The sequence below is a fragment of the Cupriavidus sp. PET2-C1 genome, from assembly GCF_054515855.1.
Genome location: NZ_CM137260.1, coordinates 2,144,823 through 2,163,434, shown reverse-complemented (window position 1 = coordinate 2,163,434; position 18,612 = coordinate 2,144,823). Strand labels below are relative to the sequence as shown.

Sequence of the window (18,612 nt, the reverse complement as noted above, 5' to 3'; positions counted from 1 at the left end):
ACAACCAGGGCGATGGCGCGTTTCATGTTGGGGACTCCGTGACTGGCTTCGCGTTGAACATGGCCTCACTGTAGCCATCGGGCCCGCGCCGGTGTGCTTGTACTTGTAAGGCGCAATCACACTTTCAAGGGCTCAGGCTTCACCTTTGGCGAGGCCCTCCGGGCCCTTGCGCGTCACCCGCCAGGCCTTGCCGGCGTTGGGCGCACGGGTGGTGGTGCAGGGCTGGCCGCAGCCTCGAAAAGAAAAGGGACCGTGGCCGGTCCCGTAATGTGGCGTTACATCGGAAATATCTCTCGCAAGGATTTGCCTGTGCAGCGGCCCGTTTGCGCGCGTCTCAGCGTGCCCGCACGTCGGCCACGCGCGTGGGCCGGCGCGTCAGCAGCAGGATGCGGTCAGCCAGGAAGACCGCGTCTTCCAGGTCGTGCGAGACGATCACCATGGTGATCTCGCGACTAAAGGAGTGGAGGGAAAAAATCAGGAGACGCCCGGTAGCGCCGCGCCCAGGTGGGGCTATCGCGGTGCACGTCAGGCGCGTGTGCGCGCGCCGTCGGTGCGTATCGTCTGCAAGCGGTGCAGCGTGATCTTGCGCACTTCGGCGCGGCTTTCTTCGATATGGCTGGACAGCAGCAGCACGGCCTGCTCCGCGCGCTGGCGCTGGATCTCGCGCAGGATGGCGGCGTGCTCGTCGTAGGTGGCGCTCACGCGCGCGGCGTAGGTGAAATCGAGCCGGCGGATGATGCGGATGCGCTCGGTCACCTGCCGGTGCACGCTAGCGATCTCGCGATTGCCCGCCGCTGCTACCAGTGCCGCGTGAAAGGCCTCATCGTGTTGCGCCACCAGGCGGCCGTCGTCCAGGCGCGCGTCCTGCGGCACCTGCCAGAACTGCGCAAGCTGGGCCAGCGCGCCGTGATCCACCGTGGGCGTGGCGTGCATGCACAGCATGCGCACGGCGTTGACCTCGATCAGCTTGCGCAGCTCGTAGAGCTCGTCGAAGCGTGTGAAATCCAGTGGCACCACCTCCCAGCCGCTGCGGAAATACACCTGCACCAGCGCGTCGGATTGCAGCCGCTGCAGCGCCTCGCGCACCGGCGTGCGCGACACGCCCAGGCGCTGGGCGATCTCGCCTTCGGTGAAGCGGTCGCCGGGAAGCATCCGGAACTCGAAGATGTCGTCGCGCAGCTGCGCGTAGACCGCTTCGGCGCGTGAAACCACACGGACCTCGGCGCCGCTCATGCCGCGGCCCGCGCGAGCAATGCGGATGGCCGCGGGCATGCGGCCACACCTGCAGCCTCCAGCGCCTGGGCGGCTGCAAAGGCCAGGTCCTCGCGCCACGGCGGCGCGATCAGTTGCACGCCTAGCGGCAAGCCGTCGGGGCCGGCCAGCGGCACCGTGAGCACCGGCAGGCCGATGCACGAGATGGGCTGGGTCAGCAGGCCCAGGCTGGCGCGCGCTGGCAGTATCTGGCCGTTGATGTCGATGCTCTCTTGCCCGGCCAGCGGCGCAGCCACCGGCGTGGCCGGGGCGATCAGCAGCTCGGCGCGCGTGAAGGCGTCGAGCAGTTCCTGGCGAAAGGCCGCGCGCACCTGCTGTGCGCGCACATACCACGCGGCCGGCAGCACCAGCCCGGCGGCCAGGCGGTCGCGCGAGAGCGGCTCCATCTGTGCGTACTGGTGCCGCAGATGCTCGCGGTGCAGGTGCCCGCCCTCGGTGCCGGTGATGACGAAGGCGGCCGAGCGGGCGGCCGCCGCGCCCGGCAGATGGATCACGCCCGTGGCTTCGAGCGCTTCGGCCACGCGCTGCGCGGCGGCGCGCGCATCCGGGCCGGCCATGTCGTCGAAGTAGCCGCCCAGGCGTGCGGCGCGCACGCGCATCGGCGCCTGCCCGCTGACGGCTTCGAGCGGGCGGCGCGCGCAGGCCGGATCCCGGGTGTCGGCGAACTGCAGCATATCGTAGGCCGCCGCGAGGTCCGCCACCGAGCGTGCGAAGGGGCCGACGTGGTCCAGGCTGTGCACGAACGGATAGCTGCCGCGGCGGGACAGCCGCCCATAAGTGGGCTTGAGCCCGAAGATGCCGGTGAGCGCCGCCGGCACGCGGATCGAGCCATTGGTGTCCGAGCCGAGCGACAGCGGCACCAGGCCCGCGGCCACCGCCGCCGCGCTGCCGCCGGAGGAGCCGCCCGCCACGCGGGCCAGGTCGTGCGGATTGCGGCAGGTGCCCCGATGCGCGTTCTCGGTGGTGAAGCCGTAGGCGAACTCGTCCATGTTGAGCGTGCCCACCAGCACCGCGCCCGCCTCGCGCATGCGCGAAACCAGCACCGCGTCGCGCCGGGCCGGTGCGGCGCCGGCCAGCACGCGAGAGCCCGCCAGCGTGGTGAGGTCCGCCACGTCGAACAGGTTCTTCACGGCATAGGGCACACCCGCCAGCGGCGGCAGCCGCGCGCCTTGGGCGCGCAGTGCATCGATGCGGCGCGTCTCGCCCAGCGCGCGCTCGCGCGTCACCGCGGTGAAGGCGTGCAGCAGCGGGTCGCAGGCCTCGATGCGCGCGAGCGTGGCGGTGGCCACATCCAGCGCGCTGCGCGCGCCGGTGTCGATGTCGCTGCGGATCGCCAGCGCGGAGTCGAACAAGGGTTCGCGCGCGTTCATGGCCGGTACACCGGAGCCGGCTCGTCGTGCGCATCCAGCGGGTGCGCCAGCATGGGCGCCGCGACCGCGGCCACGCGCAGGAATTGTTCGATCACGCGCGCCTCGGCGTCCTTGGGCAGCTCCAGCCCGTGCAGCTTGAGCGCGCTGCGGGCGTAGTGCGCCAGCGTCTCGTCGCAAAGTTGGGTCATGGCATTTCTCCGGGAGTGCGTGGGTCTCAGGCCACGGCCGGCAGGGGGGGCGCTGTGCGATGGGCGCGCCGCGCGGCCGTTGTGCCCTGCTTGTATGCGATCTTGTATGCAAGCAATGGCTGTGCCACCTGCGGCGCGGCGCGATGCACGGCATGCGGCAGGATGCCACCCGCCGCGCTGCACCGCTTGGGGGCGAGGGTGCCATGCCAGGTGCGCACGCGCGGCGTGATTCACCGCGGCAGTGCGTGCGCCGCAGCGGCCTTGGTGTGCCTGCGTGTTGCGCCCGCGCTTGCATGCACCACCTGGCGAAGCGTCAAGTGTCCCGTGCAGTGGCATGAACCTTGCGCGGAGCGCTTCGTCACGGGAGCGCGCGCGTGGTCATTCTGGCGATGCGCGCAACGATCCATGCTGGCACGCGGTGACATGGCCTGATGCATGCCTGAAGCGTGCCGGACGCGTCACCATCGAGTGCGCATGAACCTGCGGAGGTGCGATGCCGATCCTTCTTGTCGTGTTGGCGCTGCAGGCCCTCGTGCCGGGTGCAACGTCCTTTGCCGCGCTGGTGCGATACGACAACGCGCGCACCGCGGCTTGCACGCGGCTGGATGGGCTTCCCTGACATCGTCCGGCGCTGGTGCCGCCCCATCGCGGCATCCGCCCCCAAACCAATCCGGAATCCAGAGGAGCGCAAATCCAATGAATCGCAGCGATATCACTGACCTGATCATCGAGGCCAAGGTCACCAAAGGCATCCGGTGGTCCGATGTGGCCGGGAAGGTCGGCAAGAGCAAGGAGTGGACGACCGCCGCGTGCCTGGGCCAGATGGCCTTCGACGCGCCCGGCGCGCAGGCCGTGATGGAGATCTTCGGCTTGCCGCCGGAGGCCGAGCCGTGGCTGCGCACCGTGCCTTACAAGGGCTCGCTGCCCACGCCCGTGCCGACCGATCCGCTGATCTACCGCTTCTATGAACTGGTCAGCATCTACGGGACGACCTTCAAGGCCCTGATCCACGAAGAGTTTGGCGACGGCATCATGAGCGCGATCGATTTCCGCATGGACCTGCAGCGCGAGGCCGATCCGAATGGCGATCGCGTGAAGATCGAGATGTCGGGCAAGTTCCTGCCCTACAAAACTTACTGACCGGGGCTGGCGCCCAGGCGCTTTGCGCCACGCAGAAACGGGTACGCCCCCTGTTTCGGCCCGCTGAGACTCACGCAGAAACGGGTACGGAGCGGCCTCTGACGGCCACGCAGAAACGGGTACGCTTTGCTTTGCGGCCCGTTTTTGCGCATGGTTTTCGCCCTATGCCCCATACAGTTGCGCTGCTGTCATCCCCGCCGACAGGCGCGTGAGCGGCAGCGGCGGCGGCGGCGGATCCAGCGGCAGGCGCAGCGCCTGGTAGGCGGCCTCGCTCGAAAGCCCGTAGGGTGCGGCGTCGGCATTGTCGAAGGCGTAGTACACCGCCTCCACGCCGGTCATGATCAACGCGGCCAGGCACATCGGGCATGGATGCCCGCTGGCGTACACCACGGCACCCTTGAGGCTCGGCCGGCCGAGCTTGCGGCACGCGGCGCGGATGGCCTGCATCTCCGCGTGCGTGGTGGGATCGAAGCTGTGCACGATGTCGTTGACGCCGGTCGCCACCTGCTCGCCATCGAGCGTGAGCACCGCGCCAAAGGGGCGGCCGCCGCGCGCGCGATTGGCGTGCGCCAGGCGTACGGCTTCCTGCAGGTGTTGTTCATGGATGGACATGGGGATCTCCGGGAAGGGGGGTGTGGCTAGAGCAGATAGCCCTTTGCCGCACGCGATGCGCGTAAATATGAAACTTCGCGCATCCGGGTATTTGAAAAAAATGATATACAATGGCGACGCTGAATCCCGCCATTGCGCCTGTCCAAATCCTAGGCTGGCGTGCCAGGGCCGACCTGCAAGGTCACCACCAGCGACTGCAGCACGGACATCGGGATTGGCTTGGAAAAGACACGGATATGCGCGGGAATGCCGCCGCGGTCCGCAATGGCATGCTTGTCCAGCGAAGTCACCACGACGATGCGCGTGGCAGCAAACTCTTGCTGCGCGTCGATGGTCCTGCACAGGCGGAAGCCATCGATGCCAGGCATGATCAGATCCAGGAGGACAAGGTCGGGTTTGCTGCTGCCAATGAGCAGCAGGCCGTCGTATCCGTTCGTCGCCTCGAGTATCTCGACCGACGGGTTGAGGGCTTCCAGCGCCATGCGGTAAATCTGCAGCAGGTGTTCGTCGTCTTCCACCAGCAGTACGCGAAATGCCTTTCCCGCCGGGGCGGCTGCCGCTGTCGTGGGCGCGGCGGTCTGGCTGCGCTGGTCGGCCACCATGCGGTCGACCGAATCGGCCGGGATCCTGCGATGTCCGCCGTCGGTCTTCCACGCGGGCAGCCGGCCATTTTCGACCCAGAGCTGGACCGTGCGCAGGGAGACGCCCAGCATCTCGGCAGCGGTCCTGGTGGAATAAAAGCGCAGATCGGTCATATGGCCTCTTCAACTGACGCAACGCGCGCCGGGCGAGGCCGCGGCGTTACGTATCGTATTGTTTTCATTATTCTTCGGAAAGCTGCCTAAGCGCAACTTAATGCCAGGAAAGCACGCAATTATGATAAAGCATCGCTGAACCGTTGAAGTTAACGCTTCGCGATGCACCTGGCCGGCTACGCCGGATGTCCCGGGGCGATGGGACAGTGCGAGCGGACTGGCGCAGCCGAATAGATCATACTGTGAAGTTTTGCCGTAAGCAGGCTGCCTTCAGGCAGCGGCACCCGGGGGGGTGCACGGGGCGCACGCACGCGCGGACTAGTATCGAAGGCTGCGATTCACGGCTGTGATGAACAATATATTCGTTTTTTGGTAGCTTTCCCATGAGGCTGGAAATCTACCGACAGGCATTGGCAGGCACGCATCGTTCCGCGAGACACCCGTTCTGGTCAGGCATTGTCATCGTGGCCTGCATCTGGTGCGCGCTCGCCGGCTTGGGGCTATGGGACCGCGCGGCCGAATTGCGGCACGTGCATGCTGGCCTGGCCCGCGTGGCCGGGCTGCTCGGCGAGCACGCCGAGCGCACGCTGGCCGAGGCCGACCAGATCGCGTCGCTCGTTGGTGGCGCGGTGGTGGAGCGCGGGCCAGCCCTGCCGCTGGCGCAATGGAAGCGTGGCGGCTACCTTGCCATCGACCCCTTTCTCGATGTATCCGTGCTCGACCGTGCCGGCATGCTGCGCGCATCCACCAGCGCTGGCTTCGAGTCGCTGGACCTGAGCGGCCGCCAGTATTTCCGCGTGCACGAGAGCCGTGCGCTGCCGTCGCTGTATGTCGGCATGCCGCTTGTCGGGCCTGTCAGCGGCCGCTGGTCCGTGCAACTGTCCCGGGGCATCGTGGGCGCCAAGGATGGCCGCTTCGCGGGCGTGGTGGTGGTGTCGCTCGACCCCGGCTACCTGTCGCGGGTCTACGCCAAGGCGGGCCTGGGGGATTCCGGCACTGTGCTGCTGGCGGGCACGGACGACTTCGTGGTGCGCGCGTGCTGGAGCCAGGAAAGCTGCCAGCCGGGGCAGGTGCTGATGCCCGGCTCCGCGTTGCGCGGGGCGCTGGCCAGCGCGCAGGACAGCCTCATCACGGCCGCCAGCGGGTTGGATGGCATTCGCCGCATCTACGCCATCCAGCGCTTGCCCGGGCACAATCTCGCGGTGCTGGCAGGCATCAGCAGCGATGCGGCCCTTGCCAGCTATCACGACCGCCTGCGCGCCGGGATCGCGATCGCCGGCATGGTCACCGTGCTGGTCATGTTCTTCCAGGTCAGGCAGTTCGTCGCGCTGGGCCAGCTCGCCGCGCTGGCCGACCGCGAGACCGTGGTGCGCGATATCCTGGCCGAGAAGAAGCAGCATTTGCGCGGGCTGTTTCTGGCCATGCCCGACGGCGTGGCGGTGTTTGGCCGCGATCGTGTGATCGACGAGACCAATACCGCGCTGTGCGAACTGCTGGGCGTGTCGTTGTCGCGGCTGCGCGGCGCCACGCAGCGCGAGTTTGTCCACTGGCTCTACCGCGGCCGGCGCGCGGCGCGGCAGGCCTGCCGCGCCGAGCAGCTCCTGGCGGAGCTGGACCGGGCCGAGCCGGCCGGGGAGTTCGCCGGCATCGTCGAGTTCGACATGGCGGTGTCGCCCGCCTACGAGGTGCGCATCGTGCATGCGGCCAGCGGCGGCGGCCTGGTGCTGGTGCTGCGCGACGTGACGACGCAACTGCGCCATGACCGCATGAAATCCCATTTTGTCTCCGCGGCCGCGCATGAGCTCAAGGCGCCCGTGGCGGGCATTGCCGGCTATGCCGAACTGCTGAGTGCCGATGTGGTGCCGGTGGAGCGGCGCAGCGGCATTTATCATGCCATCCACGCCCGTGCCGGCCAGCTCAATGCGCTGCTGTCCGACCTGCTCGACCTGGCCCGCATCGAAGCCCGCAGCAGCGGCATGCTCGAGCGTGAACGCGTGGAGGTGGCCACGCTCGTGCGCGAAACGGTGGCGGGCGAGTTCGCCGAAGCGGGCAGGGTGCGCGTGATCGATGCCGGCGTGCCGCTGCACGTTTTGGCGGACCGCGCGCAATTGACACAGGCGGTACGCAACCTGATAGAAAATGCGCTGAAGTATTCCGACGGGAAAGACGAAGTTACCGTCACGGTCGAGCCGCTGCCGCTAGAGCAGGAAAAGGTCTCGGTCAGGGTCGAGGATCGGGGTATCGGCATGACGAAGGAAGAAGCGGGCATGGCGTTCGACAATTTTTACCGGGCCAACCGGCAGGGCAATACAACGGGGAACGGCCTGGGCCTGGCGATCGTGCGCGAGATCGTGGCGGCGCATCAGGGGCAGATCACGCTTGCCAGTGAGATCGGCAAGGGCACCATCGTCACCCTCAGCCTGCCGGCGGCAATATGAAGCGCTGTCTGCAGGGAGAAGCCGGCCGCGCGGGGGCGCGGCGGCCCGCCTTGCTGGCGGCGTTGCTTGCCACCGGCCTGGCACTATGGCTGAGCGCGATGCTGGCCGCGCACGATGCGCGCGAGCGCGTGGAGCGCATGTCGTCGGCGGTGAGCGACAACCTCGAACTCGCGCTGGCCGATACGCTTGACATTGCCTACCGGGACCGCGCGCTGGCAGGCGCACCCTGCCGCGGCGTGGCGCGCCAGTTGCAGGAGCAGGTTGCCTACACCGCCTATATCCGCGATGTGGTGCTGGTGGCGCGCGGCATGCGCTATTGCTCGGCGGTGCGCGGCGAGATCGCGACCCCGCTGGATGAGCTGCTGAACTGGCGGCCCGGGTTGCAGTACCACCTTGCCAAACCCCAACGCGGCAGCAGCATGGCGCTCGCCGTGTTCCTAGGCACCGTCCCGGGCAGCGGCGTACTGGTCTGGGTGGAGGGGCGCTACCTGGCCGACATGGTGCAGTCGGCGGGCAAGCTGGGGTTTCCCGGTATCGAGATCGAGGTGGCGGGCACACGCTTCATGCTCAATGGCGGCGCTGGCGGCGCTGGCGATGAAATGGGCGACGCTGGCGAGCCTGCCGGTGCCCCAACCCTGGTGCGGCGAGATGACGCCGGGCAGGGCGCGCACGGCATTGTCGACATCCGGCCACTGGCGGGACACCCGATCACCGTCATCGCGAGCGCGCCGCACAGCCTGGTGCTGCAAGAAGGCCTCAAGTACATGGTGCTGCCACCGCTGGCCGCGGGCATCGCCGCGCTGGTGGTGCTGGGGCTGCATTCGCGCCGGGCGGCGCGCCGCTCCTTTGCCGCGGACATGCAGCGCGGGCTGCGCAATGGCGAATTCGTGCCTTACTACCAACCGCTGGTCGATCTGGAAAGCGGGCTGTGCGCGGGGGTGGAAGTGCTGGCACGCTGGGCACACCCGCGGCGCGGCTTGCTCGAGCCGGAGCATTTCATCCCGGCCATCGAGCAACAGCATCTGGCGGTCGCGCTGACGCTGAACCTGATCCCCCGCGTGCTGCGCGATCTCGAGTCGCTGGCGTTGCCGCCCGCCTTCCATCTCGCCTTCAACGTCACCAGCGAGCACTTCGACGATGCGGGTTTCTGGGCCGAAGACTCGCCGCTGTTCGCGCTGCTGCGGGCCAACGTGACCCCGGTGCTGGAAATCACGGAGCGCGATGCCGTCTCGCTGGTCGAGCACCAGCGCTGTGCGATCCAGCGCGCCAAGGCGCGCGGCATCAAGCTGGCGGTGGACGACTTCGGCACCGGCTATTGCGGGCTGGCCTACTTCAAGCAGTTCGAGGTGGACTTTCTCAAGCTCGATCGCATCTTTGTGCAGGCCGATCCTGGCGACAAGGTGAGCGGGCAGATTGTCGACGTCACCATCAACTTTGCCCACGCCCTGGATCTGGCGGTGGTGGCTGAAGGCATCGAATGCGAGGCGCAGCGCGCGTGGCTGGCGGGCAAGGGCGTGCGCCTGGGGCAGGGCTATCACTTCGCGCGCCCGCTGACGCGGGCCGGGCTATGCGAGTGGCTGCCCGCGCATCTCGAGCGCGGCACGCCGGCAGCGTTGCCTGGCAGCAGCCTGGGTGTGCCGGAGCGCGTCTGATCCTGTTCCGCTGGACCGGTCTTTGCGCAAATATGAAACATCCGCCCTATTTTTAATTGATAAAAATGATATAGAATCCACATGTAGCCTTACTTTCCCCGTCGGGCTATGCGCCTCCCTGCTGGTATCTCCTTGCCGGCCAGCGCCTCGTGTTCCCACGCGAGGCGCTCTTTTACTCTTTTCATTTCCCTGTGGATTTCCCCGTCTCCCCGGACGGCCGGGCCTCGTTCGCGTGGGCATTCGTCCTACAGGGCTTACAGCCGCCACCTGACACGCAAAGCCGCCGCGGCTGCCTAAGCTGATCTCAGCGCCCTCCCGTCCATGCATGTGGACACGGCGCGGGCACGGCGAGATTTCCGGCCCCGCCGCCGGAGGGCGATTCATTCCTGTACCGTCGCTAAAACTGGAGCTGACTATGAACAAGGATCAAGTGAAGGGCCGTATCGAGGAAGCCAAGGGCAAGGTGAAGGAAGTTGCCGGGAAGATGACCGGCAGCGTCAGTACCGAGATCAAAGGCAAGGCGGAGCAGATCGCCGGCAAGACGCAGGCCGCCTACGGTGACGCCAAGGAAGACGCCAAGCGTGGCCGCTAGCGCGTGAGCGCCATGGCGCAATGGCTCAATGGATAACGCCGCGGATGCCCGGGGTCATGCGACCTGGGGCATCCGCGGCGTTGCTGCATTCAGCGGTTCAAAGCGGCTTAGCTGAAGCACTCGGCGTAGAAGCGAGTGGCGGTGCCCACCGGCCGGAACGTATACGGCAGCTCGGCAAGTGCCGCTGCGTCGAGCGAGCCGTATGGGATATCGAGGCCGAGGCCGAGGCCGCTGGCGTCGGTAAACGCCTGTTCCTTGCGCTGGGTGTCGTGCGTGGATTTGTGATGCGTGCTCATGTGCGTTCTCGCTGAGTCTGACTGGCGTGCCACGCGGTGATGCCTCGTGGCTGGCGCTGGTGAAATGGCGATCCCTGTGGCTGCCATCGATGCGGGCCATCTTAGCTAAACGCGCCGGAAAGATAATCCGGCCCTGGCAAAATACACTGTTGCGCAATCCCATCCAATGGCGCGCGGGCCGAGGCGCCGCCAGCACGTGGCGCGCTGATCGGGCATGCGTGGTGCCTTAGCCGTCCCATCCGGCATTCCTTTCCGGATTCCCTTTCCCCATCTCGATTCGCCGGCCTTATCGGTCTATATTTGGCTAGTGCACGCGCACGCCGCGTTGCCTCGCTGCCGTGAGCGCGTGCGGGCACCGCTGCGGCACTGGCCCGCCCCGGCCCGACCGACCCACTGCAGGAGCCAGCCATGTCACGCTTCCCGCCGTTGCCGCCGTGCTTTGCCGATCGCCGCGAAGCCGGGGTCTTTCTTGGCCGGCACCTGGCGGAACGCGGCTTTGGCGCCGCCGAGGCCGGCGAGGCGCCGCTGGTGCTGGCGCTGCCGCGCGGCGGTGTGCCGGTTGCCTTCGAGGTGGCGCGGATCCTTGAAGGACGGCTCGATATCCTGCTGGTCCGCAAGATCGGTGCTCCCGGCTATCCCGAGCTGGCGCTGGGCGCGGTGGTGGAGGGCGACGCTGCCGGCAGTGCGCCGCTGACGGTGGCCAACGACGATCCCTGGACGCGCCGCGCACGCGAAAGCGGTGCGTTCGATGCGGAGCGCGGCCGCCAGCTCGACGAGATCGGGCGGCGGCAGCGGCGTTATCGCGGTGGTGCGTCGGTGCCGGCCATGGCTGGGCGCACCGTGATCGTGGTGGACGATGGCGTGGCAACCGGCGCCACCATGCGCGCCGCGCTGGAAGGCGTGCGCCGGGCGCAGGCAAAGCGGGTGGTGGCGGCCGTGCCAGTGGCCTCCATCGACGGCGAAGCCAGCCTGCGCGCATCGGCGGACGAGGTGATCTGCCTGAACGTGCCAGCCAGCTTTGGCGCCGTGGGCGCGTTCTACCTGGATTTCAGGCAGACCACCGATGAGGAAGTGATGGCCCTGCTGCGCCAGTACGCCTGCTGGCGCCCGGCTTGAGGTTGCGCGGCTGGCTGTGCGGCTGCCCGAGCGGCTGCCTGTGCGGGCACCTTTAGCGCTGCGCCGCCAGCCTGGCCCGCAAATGCGGCACCAGCCCGCCGGCCTGCAGCAGGGCACGCAGAAATTCGGGGATCGGCTCGCACGCCACGCGCTTGCCATCGGGCAGCATCAGGCAAGCCTGCGCAAGCTCGAGCCGCGCCGTGCCGCCATCCACCAGGCGTGTGACATCGGGGCAGATCAGCGCCGGCAGGCCCAGATTGATCGCATTGCGGTAGAACAGGCCGGCGAAAGACGGCGCGATCACCGCGGCCAGGCCGAGATGGCGCAGTGCCTGCGGTGCCTGCTCGCGCGAGGAACCCACGCCGAAATTACGCCCGGCCACCAGCAGGTCGCCGGGGCGCACCGCGGCTGGAAACTCGGGCCGCAGCCCGGCCAGGCAGTGGCGGGCAATCTCTTCGACACCGCCCTTCATATGGGCGCCGGGTGCCATCTGGTCGGTATCGACGTTGTCGCCAAAGCGCCAGATCCGGCCGCCCGGAAGGGGAGGGATGGGGGCTGGGCTCATGGCAGCAACCCGCGCGGGTCGGTGATGCTTCCGGTGACGGCGGACGCCGCCACGGTCAGCGGCGAAGCCAGCCAGACCGCGCTGCCGCTCTCGCCCATGCGGCCGGCAAAATTGCGCGCGGTCGAGGCGATGGCGCGGCTGTTGGCAGGAAAGCGGGAAGGGCCATAACCCGCGCACGCGTTGCACGCATTGGGCAGCAATTGCGCCCCGGCATCCAGCAGGATGGCCAGCGTGCCCTCGCTCTCGGCCTGGCGCTGGTCGCGCCGCGAGGCGGGCGCCACCTGCAGCGTGACCCCCGGCGCCACGCGCCGGCCGCGCAGCACGCTGGCAGCCATGCGCAGGTCCTCCAGCTTGGCGCCGGTGCAGGCCCCCAGGTAGGCGATGTCCACGCGCTGGCCGGCGGCCTGGTCGACCGGGCCGGTGTTGGCCGGCGAATGCGGCGCGGCTACCTGCGGCGCCAGCGCGGCCGCGTCGAAGCGGTGGTTCGCCAGCACTGGCGCGCCCGGCTCGGTGCGCCAGTGCGAGAGTGTGATGGCGTCGAGCGTCGCGGCGGGCACGCCGGCCTGCGCCAGCCAGGCCTGCGTGGTGGCGTCGGGCGCGATCAGGCCGGTCTGTGCGCCAAGCTCCGCGCTCATGTTGGCAAGCGTCATGCGTTCCTGCATGGGCAGGGCCATCACGGCCTCGCCGGTATATTCGATGGCTTCATAGCGGCCGCCGTCCAGTCCTAGCCGGCCACACAGGAACAGCATGATGTCCTTGGCGCAAACCCCGGCAGAGAGCCTGCCGTCCCATTGCAGGCGGATGGTATGCGGCACGCGCAACCAGATCTCGCCGGTGGCCAGCACGCCAGCCATCTCGGTCGCGCCGATGCCGAACATATAGGCCCCGAACGCGCCCCCGGTGGGGCTGTGGCTGTCGCCGCCCACGATGAAGCGTCCCGGCAGCACGTGGCCGTGTTCGGGCAATACCAGGTGGCAGATGCCTTCGCCGTCGATGAAGTGGGGCAGGCGCGCCTCGCGGACCCAGTCGCGGGTGAAGCGCACGATGGCCTCTGCCTCGGGATCGGCCGCGGGCAGGTAGTGATCGGTCACCACCACATAGCGCTCCGGGTCCCACACTTTGGCGCCCAGTTCGCGCAGCAGCGGCGCCACCCGGCGCGGGCCGCTGGAATCGTGCGACATGGCCAGGTCCACCCGGCACGTCACGATGGTGCCCGGCGTGACCGTCTCCAGGCCGGCAGCCCGGGCAACCAGCTTCTGCGCCAACGTGGCCGGCGTGTGGGCGGGGCCGGCAAGCGGTCTCATTCCGGCGTGGCTCCCGAATACTTGACCACCTTGGCCCAGCGCTTGATGTCATTGCGCACGAAGGCGGCAAAGGCCTCTGGCGAATTGCCGACCGGCTGCGCGCCGTCGAGCTCCAGGCGCTTGCGCACCGCGGGCGCCTCAAGGCCCTTGCGGGCAGCCTGGTAGAGCGCCTGCAAGACGTCCGGCGGCAGGCCAGCGGGGCCGAACAGGCCGAACCAAGCGCTGGACTCGAACCCCTTGACGGTGGCGCCGATCGGCGCGACCCCGGGGAACTGCGGCAGCGGCGCCGGGCTGGTGACGCCAAGCACCTTGAGTTTCCCGGTCCTGACGTGCGGGAGCACGTTGAAGGTACTGGCGAACATCAGGTCGACCTGGCCGGAGAGCAGGTCGGTAATGGCCGGCGCGGTGCCCTTGTAGGGGATGTTGACGATGTAGGTGCCCGTCATCATCTTGAACATGTCGCCGGCCAGGTGCACGGACGAACCCACCGAGCCGATCGCAAAATTCAGCTTACCCGGCCGGCTCTTGGCCAGCTGGATCAATTCCGGGATGTTATTCGCGGGGAGGCTCGGCGAGGCAACCAGCACGCTGGGAACGGTCGCCACCAGCGTGATCGGCGTGAAATCCTGGACCGGGTCGAAGGGCAGCTTCTTGTACAGCGTGGCGTTGATGGTGTGGCTGGTGAAACTCATCAGCAAGGTGGTGCCGTCGGGTGCGCTCTTGGCGACCAGGTCGGCGGCGATATTGCCGCCGGCACCCGGGCGGTTTTCCACCAGCACAGGCTGGTCCAGCTCCCGGGACATCTCCTGGGCGATGGTGCGCGCCAGCGTGTCCGTGGTACCGCCGGCGGGCGCCCCCACCAGGATGCGGATGGGTTTGCGCCCGGCCACCTGGGCGCGCGCCGACGGCGCCTGCGCAAGCAAGGCAAGGCTGGCGGCGGCGCCGAGCAGCCCGCGCATTGCCTTGCGGCGCGAGGGGTGTGTGAGCGCTTGGGAGCGTGGTCGGCCCATGCGGGGTGCAGGCATCGCGGTTTCCTTCCAGGAAGATCGTGAGCGTGCAGTATCGCTTGCTTTTCTTACTCGCGCAGCCCCGTTCGTGCTTCGCGCTCCACCCATACGTTGGCGCTGTCGCCGCCGGCGGGAGACAGCTCCATGCGGTACTCGTAGCGGTCCGGACGGTATTGGCCGAGCAGGAATTGCACCGGGCGGCCAGCCTTGTCCAGCACCACGCGGCGCACCGCCAGCAGCGCACCGCCTACCGGCACGTCCAGCAGCGGCGCTACCACCACGTCGGCCAGCCGGGCCGAGAGCGTCTGGGTGGCGCGCCCAAGCTGCACGCCTGCGGCCTCGAGCAGGCGCAGCATCGGCGTGATCTCGAGATCCTTGCGGTTCAGGCCGCGGCCCAGGTCGGCCGGCAGATAGGCCGTGATGTGCGACAGCGGGCGGCTGCCGTAGTGACGCACGCGCACCACCTTGACCACCGGGTCGCCCGGCTGCAGGCCAAGCGCTTCGGCGACTTCCGGGGTGGCATGCACATCGTCGATCGAGATCACCTTGACCGAGGTCTTCTGGCCCATGTCGATGATGTTGTCGAGCAGGCTGCCGGGCCGGTCGCCGAGCGTGACCGGCTTGATCGGATGCGGGTTGACGAAGGTGCCAAGACCACGGTGACGGCGTACCAGCCCCTCCTGCACCAGGCGATCGAACACGCGCCGCATGGTCACGCGCGAGGCGTGAAACTGCTTGGCGAGGTCGATTTCACCGGGCAACGGGCCTTGACCAAAGCGGCCTTCCACGATCTGTTGGCGTAGTACCACGTAAATCTGGTGATACAGGGGAACGACGGCTTCACTCATGGTTTCCCTTGCGATTGGGCGACAGGTTTGAATTAGCCTTAATGTACTTTAAATCAGACATAGAGCCTAGTCATGTTGTCACATGTTGCTTATTAGTTACTTAAACGTTGCGAAGGCGTTGCGCGCGCGCACCGCATAGGCAGCATGCAGCGCAATCACCATACATTAAACCCCCTGCGCGGCGGGGCAACGCATGCCGTGCCTGACTGCAACGGCCGGGTGTCATCTGAAGGCTTGAGACCCGTCGCGAGCGGCGACCAGCGCACCGGCAGCGAGCCATGTTTCATTCCTGATACAGCGCTTGCGGCCAAGGGTTTTCCTTAGGAACCCCGCTAAAGGCCTGATAGCAGGGAATTTTCGGCTATCCCGGGGAAAGCCCGTCCATGCAGTGCGTCCGGCCGTGTCACAGCCGTGTGACATGTCGTGTGCGGTTCACAGCGGCGGCGCCCACGCCTGTCGTCAGGAAGCTAGAGAAAGGCTGATTTGATGGCTTTGTAGCCCTTGTGCTTCAAGGGATTGCTGGATTTGAGCCGCTCCCTGGCACTGATTATGCGCAATGAGAGGCTGGTTTGGCGGAATGCCGGACCTGAGCCTCTGGCCGGCATTCTCCCCGAGTGCCGGTGCGAGGCTGAGCCGCTGTGACATCCTCCTGGGAGCTTTGTATGAAAAAGACCTTACTTGCGTCGGCGATTGCGTTAGCCCTTGGGGCTGGCGGTCAGGCCTGGGCCAATCCGACGAACAACAATAGCGCGAAATCATTTGGCAGTAACACACAAACGGCCACTGCAACTTCAACTCAGTCCGGTAGTGGCGCTGCGGCAAACGAGAACTCCACGGCGTGGCAGGATTCCAGCACTCACACCAAGGTAGACACCAAGACCTCGACGAAGAACACCACCGTTACCAAGACCAACGCCGATAACAAGGGCAAGGTCACCTTCGACGACGGCTATGGCAACGCTGGCGCCAACAACGGCAGCACGGCCACCGCCAACTTCAGCAACTCCTTCAACAGTAGCAAGGCCATCGCCATCAGCAAGCTGTCTGGCTCGGTGAGCGGCATCTCGATCGGCGGTATCGGCAACGTTGCCACCAACAACGGCAATGCCAATGGCGGCGCCGGTGGCAAGGGCGGCGCTGGTTATGGTGGCACCGGCAAGGGCGGCACTGGTGGCAATGGCGGCAACAGCGGCAACGGCGGCAGCGGCGGCAGCGGCGGTTCGGCTACCAATGGCAGCGCCACCGCGGGCTATGCCTCCAACGGCAGCGCCAGTGCAGGCGACGGCGGCAACGGCGGCAAGGCCGTTGGCTGGGGCGGCGACGGCGGCAACGCCAAGGCGTCTGGTGGCGATTCGCTCGCTGGCAGTGCTGGCCTGGGTGGCAAGGGCGGCGGTGTCTACAGTGACGGCGGCGGCGCGCTTGGCGCGGCAAAGACGGGCGGCGGCGGCAAGGGCGGTAGTGCCGGCAGTGACGGCGGTGGCGCGCTTGCGGCAAGCGTTGGCCTCGGTGGCGACAGCAAAGCCAAGGGCAACAATGGAAGTGGTGGCAACGGCAGTGCCGGTACGGCTACTGCGGCCGGCGGCGCCTCAACGGCATCGGGTGGCGGCGGTGGCTCCAGCGGCGCTGGCTCGGCTGTGGCTGCCGGCGGTGCAGCCGGCGGCACGGGCGGCGCAGGCGGCTCGGGTAGCGGCGGCGCGGCAACCTCTACTGCCGGCGCAGCTACCGGCACGGGCGGCGCGGGCGGTGCCCAAGCCAGCGTGGGCGGTAACGGCGGTGCAGGCGGCAGCGCGACCAATGGCGGCGCATCGACCATGGCCAGCAACGGCAGCGCAACGGCCGGCAACGGCGCGGTTGGTGCGGCATCCGGCGGCGGTGGCGCTGGCGGCGTGGGCATGGGCGGCACCGGTGGTACCGGCAATGGCGCAGTGGGCGGTGCCGGCGGTGCCGGCGGTAGCAACTCTGTCAATGCTGGCACCTTCAATATGTCCAACACCATGACCAGCGTTGGTCAGTCGGCGGCGGGCATCATGATCGCCAACCAAAACAGCGGCTTCGCTTCGCTGGTGCAACAAAGCGTCAACGTCCAGGCCAACCTGGCGGTCGGCAAGTAAGGCAAGTGCGCGGCGGTGGCGTGCGCAGCGGGTGGATGGCCCGCACGCACGTCCCGCCGGCATGGCTTGACTCCGGCAACTTAGGGCATTCCGGCGCGTTGCTCGTGTCCGGGATGCCCCATTCGACGAAGAGTCCACTCGTCTTTTGCGTGGCCGCCAGGATGGGGACGGCATACAGAAGGCTGAAGGAGACACCAATGCGATCGGTCCGCTCCGCTGTCATCGCGATGACGACAGCAATCCTGGTTTGGCCAGGCCTGCAGGCCTGCGCCGAGCCGCAGCCCGCGGGGCCATCTGCCGCAGTGCCCGCGGCCAACACCGGCACCGCCACGGAACATAGCGCGGCGGCACCGGACCAAATACCTGCCGCGACCGCACGTGAGCGCGGCGTTCTCGCCGGTCTCGGCAAGCCTGTCGGCAGCGACAAACTGCAGGATATCCGTGGCGGCTCCGAGCTCGTGGTCAATGACATGCGTCTGGCCGGCACGGTGGCGGACAACAGCGCCAACCGTGTGATCAGTGGCTCCAACAGCATTGCCGAAGGGTCTTTCGCCAGTGCCGCGGGTTTGCCTACCGTGATCCAGAACACGGGTTCCAATGTGCTGATCCAGAACGCGACCATCATTAACGTTCAGTTCAAGCCATGACGCTGCGCAAGCTGCTCTTGCAGGCCACGCTGCTGCTGGCTTCGGCCAGCGCACCGGTGGCCTGGGCCGACTACGCCGTCGTCACGGGCGATGGCGGCAACTACTACAACGTACGCGTGACCAGCCTCAAGGAGGCGCGGTACAAGACCACCATTCGCCAGCAATACGACTTCAGTTGCGGCTCCGCCGCCGTGGCGACACTGCTCACCTACCAGTATGGCTATCCGGTCAACGAGCAGACGGTGTTCCAGGACATGTACGTCAACGGCGACCAAGCCAAGATCCGGCAGGAGGGCTTCTCGCTGCTGGACATGAAACGCTTCCTGGAGTCGCGCGGCTTCCTGGCCGACGGCTATGAGTTGCCGCTTTCCAAGCTGGAGGAAACCCAGATCCCGGCCATCGTGCTGGTGATCGAAAACGGCTACCACCATTTCGTCGTGGTCAAGGGCGTGCACGGCAACCGCGTGCTGGTCGGAGATCCGGCGCTGGGCACGCGCGCGCTGTCGCGCGAGCACTTCGAGCAGATCTGGGACAGCCATTTGCTGTTCGTCATTCACAACCGCGAGGAATCGGCGCGGTTCAATCTCGCGGCCGACTGGCGCATAGCGCCAAGCGGCCCTTATTCGATGGGCATCAACCGGGATAGTCTGTTCTTCACCGTCATGCCTTCGCATGGCGGTAGCGATTTCTAAGGAACGT

The 18,612-nt window shown here is 67.4% G+C and carries 19 protein-coding genes and 1 pseudogene; 9 read left to right on the top strand and 11 right to left on the bottom strand.

The features are described 5' to 3' along the window. Positions 1-346: 346 nt before the first annotated feature. The 4 genes and pseudogenes from ACX12D_RS29750 to ACX12D_RS29735 all read right to left on the bottom strand — a co-directional run. Positions 347-442, bottom strand: a pseudogene (locus ACX12D_RS29750) (ABC transporter ATP-binding protein); the annotation flags it as partial. An 83-nt stretch (positions 443-525) separates the two neighbouring features. After that, complete coding sequence (locus ACX12D_RS29745) at positions 526-1,272, bottom strand: GntR family transcriptional regulator (RefSeq protein ID WP_459374625.1); 747 nt, start codon at positions 1,270-1,272, stop codon at positions 526-528. Then, positions 1,230-2,642 (bottom strand): AtzE family amidohydrolase, encoded by a 1,413-nt coding sequence (locus ACX12D_RS29740; protein WP_459374624.1) that lies wholly within the window; start codon positions 2,640-2,642, stop codon positions 1,230-1,232. Before ACX12D_RS29740 ends, ACX12D_RS29745 begins: the two co-directional genes overlap by 43 nt. Next, positions 2,639-2,830, bottom strand: a complete 192-nt coding sequence (locus ACX12D_RS29735) for a DUF4089 domain-containing protein (protein ID WP_174425783.1) — start codon at positions 2,828-2,830, stop codon at positions 2,639-2,641. Before ACX12D_RS29735 ends, ACX12D_RS29740 begins: the two co-directional genes overlap by 4 nt. A 493-nt stretch (positions 2,831-3,323) precedes the next feature. Here ACX12D_RS29735 and ACX12D_RS29730 point away from each other — a divergent pair, with 493 nt between their 5' ends. Both ACX12D_RS29730 and cynS read left to right on the top strand, forming a co-directional pair. Beyond that, the gene (locus tag ACX12D_RS29730) at positions 3,324-3,449 is read left to right on the top strand and encodes a hypothetical protein (protein WP_441632642.1); all 126 of its coding nucleotides are present in this window, start codon (positions 3,324-3,326) and stop codon (positions 3,447-3,449) included. Positions 3,450-3,526: 77 nt separating this feature from the next. Next, positions 3,527-3,970: a cyanase gene (gene cynS, locus ACX12D_RS29725; RefSeq protein WP_459374623.1), complete on the top strand. Its 444-nt coding sequence runs from the start codon at positions 3,527-3,529 to the stop codon at positions 3,968-3,970. A 162-nt stretch (positions 3,971-4,132) separates the two neighbouring features. On the opposite strand, the gene ACX12D_RS29720 is transcribed toward cynS, so the two are convergent. Both ACX12D_RS29720 and ACX12D_RS29715 read right to left on the bottom strand, forming a co-directional pair. After that, complete coding sequence (locus ACX12D_RS29720) at positions 4,133-4,582, bottom strand: nucleoside deaminase (RefSeq protein ID WP_459374622.1); 450 nt, start codon at positions 4,580-4,582, stop codon at positions 4,133-4,135. Positions 4,583-4,731: 149 nt separating this feature from the next. Beyond that, positions 4,732-5,337: a response regulator gene (locus ACX12D_RS29715; RefSeq protein WP_459374621.1), complete on the bottom strand. Its 606-nt coding sequence runs from the start codon at positions 5,335-5,337 to the stop codon at positions 4,732-4,734. A 383-nt stretch (positions 5,338-5,720) separates the two neighbouring features. Between ACX12D_RS29715 and ACX12D_RS29710 the strand changes: the two genes are divergently transcribed. From ACX12D_RS29710 to ACX12D_RS29700, 3 genes are all read left to right on the top strand, one after another. Then, positions 5,721-7,775: an ATP-binding protein gene (locus ACX12D_RS29710; protein WP_459374620.1), complete on the top strand. Its 2,055-nt coding sequence runs from the start codon at positions 5,721-5,723 to the stop codon at positions 7,773-7,775. Then, the gene (locus tag ACX12D_RS29705) at positions 7,772-9,427 is read left to right on the top strand and encodes an EAL domain-containing protein (protein WP_459374619.1); all 1,656 of its coding nucleotides are present in this window, start codon (positions 7,772-7,774) and stop codon (positions 9,425-9,427) included. Before ACX12D_RS29710 ends, ACX12D_RS29705 begins: the two co-directional genes overlap by 4 nt. Before the next feature lie 415 nt (positions 9,428-9,842). Next, entirely contained in the window at positions 9,843-10,019 is a 177-nt protein-coding gene (locus ACX12D_RS29700; protein ID WP_441632652.1) for a CsbD family protein, read from the top strand. A 107-nt stretch (positions 10,020-10,126) separates the two neighbouring features. On the opposite strand, the gene ACX12D_RS29695 is transcribed toward ACX12D_RS29700, so the two are convergent. Further along, the gene (locus ACX12D_RS29695; protein WP_459374618.1) at positions 10,127-10,315 is read right to left on the bottom strand and encodes a hypothetical protein; all 189 of its coding nucleotides are present in this window, start codon (positions 10,313-10,315) and stop codon (positions 10,127-10,129) included. 408 nt (positions 10,316-10,723) lie between these two features. On the opposite strand from ACX12D_RS29695, the gene ACX12D_RS29690 reads away from it, so the two are divergent. Then, on the top strand, positions 10,724-11,431 hold the full coding sequence (locus ACX12D_RS29690) for a phosphoribosyltransferase (protein ID WP_459374617.1): 708 nt from the start codon (positions 10,724-10,726) through the stop codon (positions 11,429-11,431). 52 nt (positions 11,432-11,483) lie between these two features. Here the strand turns inward: ACX12D_RS29690 and ACX12D_RS29685 are convergent, their stop codons facing one another. The 4 genes from ACX12D_RS29685 to ACX12D_RS29670 are packed head-to-tail and all read right to left on the bottom strand — an operon-like array spanning position 11,484 to position 15,155. Beyond that, a complete protein-coding gene (locus ACX12D_RS29685; RefSeq protein ID WP_459374616.1) occupies positions 11,484-11,996 on the bottom strand; it encodes a LeuD/DmdB family oxidoreductase small subunit in 513 nt (170 codons plus the stop codon). After that, positions 11,993-13,300 carry a 3-isopropylmalate dehydratase large subunit gene (locus tag ACX12D_RS29680; protein WP_441632660.1) on the bottom strand — a complete coding sequence of 436 codons (1,308 nt, stop codon included), beginning with the start codon at positions 13,298-13,300 and terminating at the stop codon, positions 11,993-11,995. Before ACX12D_RS29680 ends, ACX12D_RS29685 begins: the two co-directional genes overlap by 4 nt. Next, positions 13,297-14,325, bottom strand: coding sequence for a tripartite tricarboxylate transporter substrate binding protein (locus ACX12D_RS29675; protein WP_459374615.1), 1,029 nt, complete (start codon positions 14,323-14,325; stop codon positions 13,297-13,299). Before ACX12D_RS29675 ends, ACX12D_RS29680 begins: the two co-directional genes overlap by 4 nt. 50 nt (positions 14,326-14,375) lie before the next feature. Further along, the gene (locus ACX12D_RS29670) at positions 14,376-15,155 is read right to left on the bottom strand and encodes a GntR family transcriptional regulator (protein ID WP_441632664.1); all 780 of its coding nucleotides are present in this window, start codon (positions 15,153-15,155) and stop codon (positions 14,376-14,378) included. Between the two features lie 662 nt (positions 15,156-15,817). Between ACX12D_RS29670 and ACX12D_RS29665 the strand changes: the two genes are divergently transcribed. The 3 genes from ACX12D_RS29665 (at position 15,818) to ACX12D_RS29655 (ending at position 18,605) form a co-directional block, all read left to right on the top strand. Then, positions 15,818-17,266: a hypothetical protein gene (locus ACX12D_RS29665; protein ID WP_459374614.1), complete on the top strand. Its 1,449-nt coding sequence runs from the start codon at positions 15,818-15,820 to the stop codon at positions 17,264-17,266. A gap of 197 nt (positions 17,267-17,463) precedes the next feature. Beyond that, positions 17,464-17,913: a hypothetical protein gene (locus ACX12D_RS29660; protein WP_459376559.1), complete on the top strand. Its 450-nt coding sequence runs from the start codon at positions 17,464-17,466 to the stop codon at positions 17,911-17,913. Then, on the top strand, positions 17,910-18,605 hold the full coding sequence (locus ACX12D_RS29655) for a C39 family peptidase (protein ID WP_459374612.1): 696 nt from the start codon (positions 17,910-17,912) through the stop codon (positions 18,603-18,605). Before ACX12D_RS29660 ends, ACX12D_RS29655 begins: the two co-directional genes overlap by 4 nt. The last annotated feature ends 7 nt before the right edge of the window (positions 18,606-18,612 follow it).

What these genes read in the sequence shown, in the direction of transcription:
- ACX12D_RS29745 (WP_459374625.1), bottom strand. Translation starts at nt 1,272, where the DNA reads ATGCCCGCGGCCATCCGCATTGCTCGCGCGGGCCGCGGCATGAGCGGC.
- ACX12D_RS29740 (WP_459374624.1), bottom strand. Translation starts at nt 2,642, where the DNA reads ATGAACGCGCGCGAACCCTTGTTCGACTCCGCGCTGGCGATCCGCAGC.
- ACX12D_RS29735 (WP_174425783.1), bottom strand. Translation starts at nt 2,830, where the DNA reads ATGACCCAACTTTGCGACGAGACGCTGGCGCACTACGCCCGCAGCGCG.
- ACX12D_RS29730 (WP_441632642.1), top strand. Translation starts at nt 3,324, where the DNA reads ATGCCGATCCTTCTTGTCGTGTTGGCGCTGCAGGCCCTCGTGCCGGGT.
- cynS (WP_459374623.1), top strand. Translation starts at nt 3,527, where the DNA reads ATGAATCGCAGCGATATCACTGACCTGATCATCGAGGCCAAGGTCACC.
- ACX12D_RS29720 (WP_459374622.1), bottom strand. Translation starts at nt 4,582, where the DNA reads ATGTCCATCCATGAACAACACCTGCAGGAAGCCGTACGCCTGGCGCAC.
- ACX12D_RS29715 (WP_459374621.1), bottom strand. Translation starts at nt 5,337, where the DNA reads ATGACCGATCTGCGCTTTTATTCCACCAGGACCGCTGCCGAGATGCTG.
- ACX12D_RS29710 (WP_459374620.1), top strand. Translation starts at nt 5,721, where the DNA reads ATGAGGCTGGAAATCTACCGACAGGCATTGGCAGGCACGCATCGTTCC.
- ACX12D_RS29705 (WP_459374619.1), top strand. Translation starts at nt 7,772, where the DNA reads ATGAAGCGCTGTCTGCAGGGAGAAGCCGGCCGCGCGGGGGCGCGGCGG.
- ACX12D_RS29700 (WP_441632652.1), top strand. Translation starts at nt 9,843, where the DNA reads ATGAACAAGGATCAAGTGAAGGGCCGTATCGAGGAAGCCAAGGGCAAG.
- ACX12D_RS29695 (WP_459374618.1), bottom strand. Translation starts at nt 10,315, where the DNA reads ATGAGCACGCATCACAAATCCACGCACGACACCCAGCGCAAGGAACAG.
- ACX12D_RS29690 (WP_459374617.1), top strand. Translation starts at nt 10,724, where the DNA reads ATGTCACGCTTCCCGCCGTTGCCGCCGTGCTTTGCCGATCGCCGCGAA.
- ACX12D_RS29685 (WP_459374616.1), bottom strand. Translation starts at nt 11,996, where the DNA reads ATGAGCCCAGCCCCCATCCCTCCCCTTCCGGGCGGCCGGATCTGGCGC.
- ACX12D_RS29680 (WP_441632660.1), bottom strand. Translation starts at nt 13,300, where the DNA reads ATGAGACCGCTTGCCGGCCCCGCCCACACGCCGGCCACGTTGGCGCAG.
- ACX12D_RS29675 (WP_459374615.1), bottom strand. Translation starts at nt 14,325, where the DNA reads ATGCCTGCACCCCGCATGGGCCGACCACGCTCCCAAGCGCTCACACAC.
- ACX12D_RS29670 (WP_441632664.1), bottom strand. Translation starts at nt 15,155, where the DNA reads ATGAGTGAAGCCGTCGTTCCCCTGTATCACCAGATTTACGTGGTACTA.
- ACX12D_RS29665 (WP_459374614.1), top strand. Translation starts at nt 15,818, where the DNA reads ATGAAAAAGACCTTACTTGCGTCGGCGATTGCGTTAGCCCTTGGGGCT.
- ACX12D_RS29660 (WP_459376559.1), top strand. Translation starts at nt 17,464, where the DNA reads ATGCGATCGGTCCGCTCCGCTGTCATCGCGATGACGACAGCAATCCTG.
- ACX12D_RS29655 (WP_459374612.1), top strand. Translation starts at nt 17,910, where the DNA reads ATGACGCTGCGCAAGCTGCTCTTGCAGGCCACGCTGCTGCTGGCTTCG.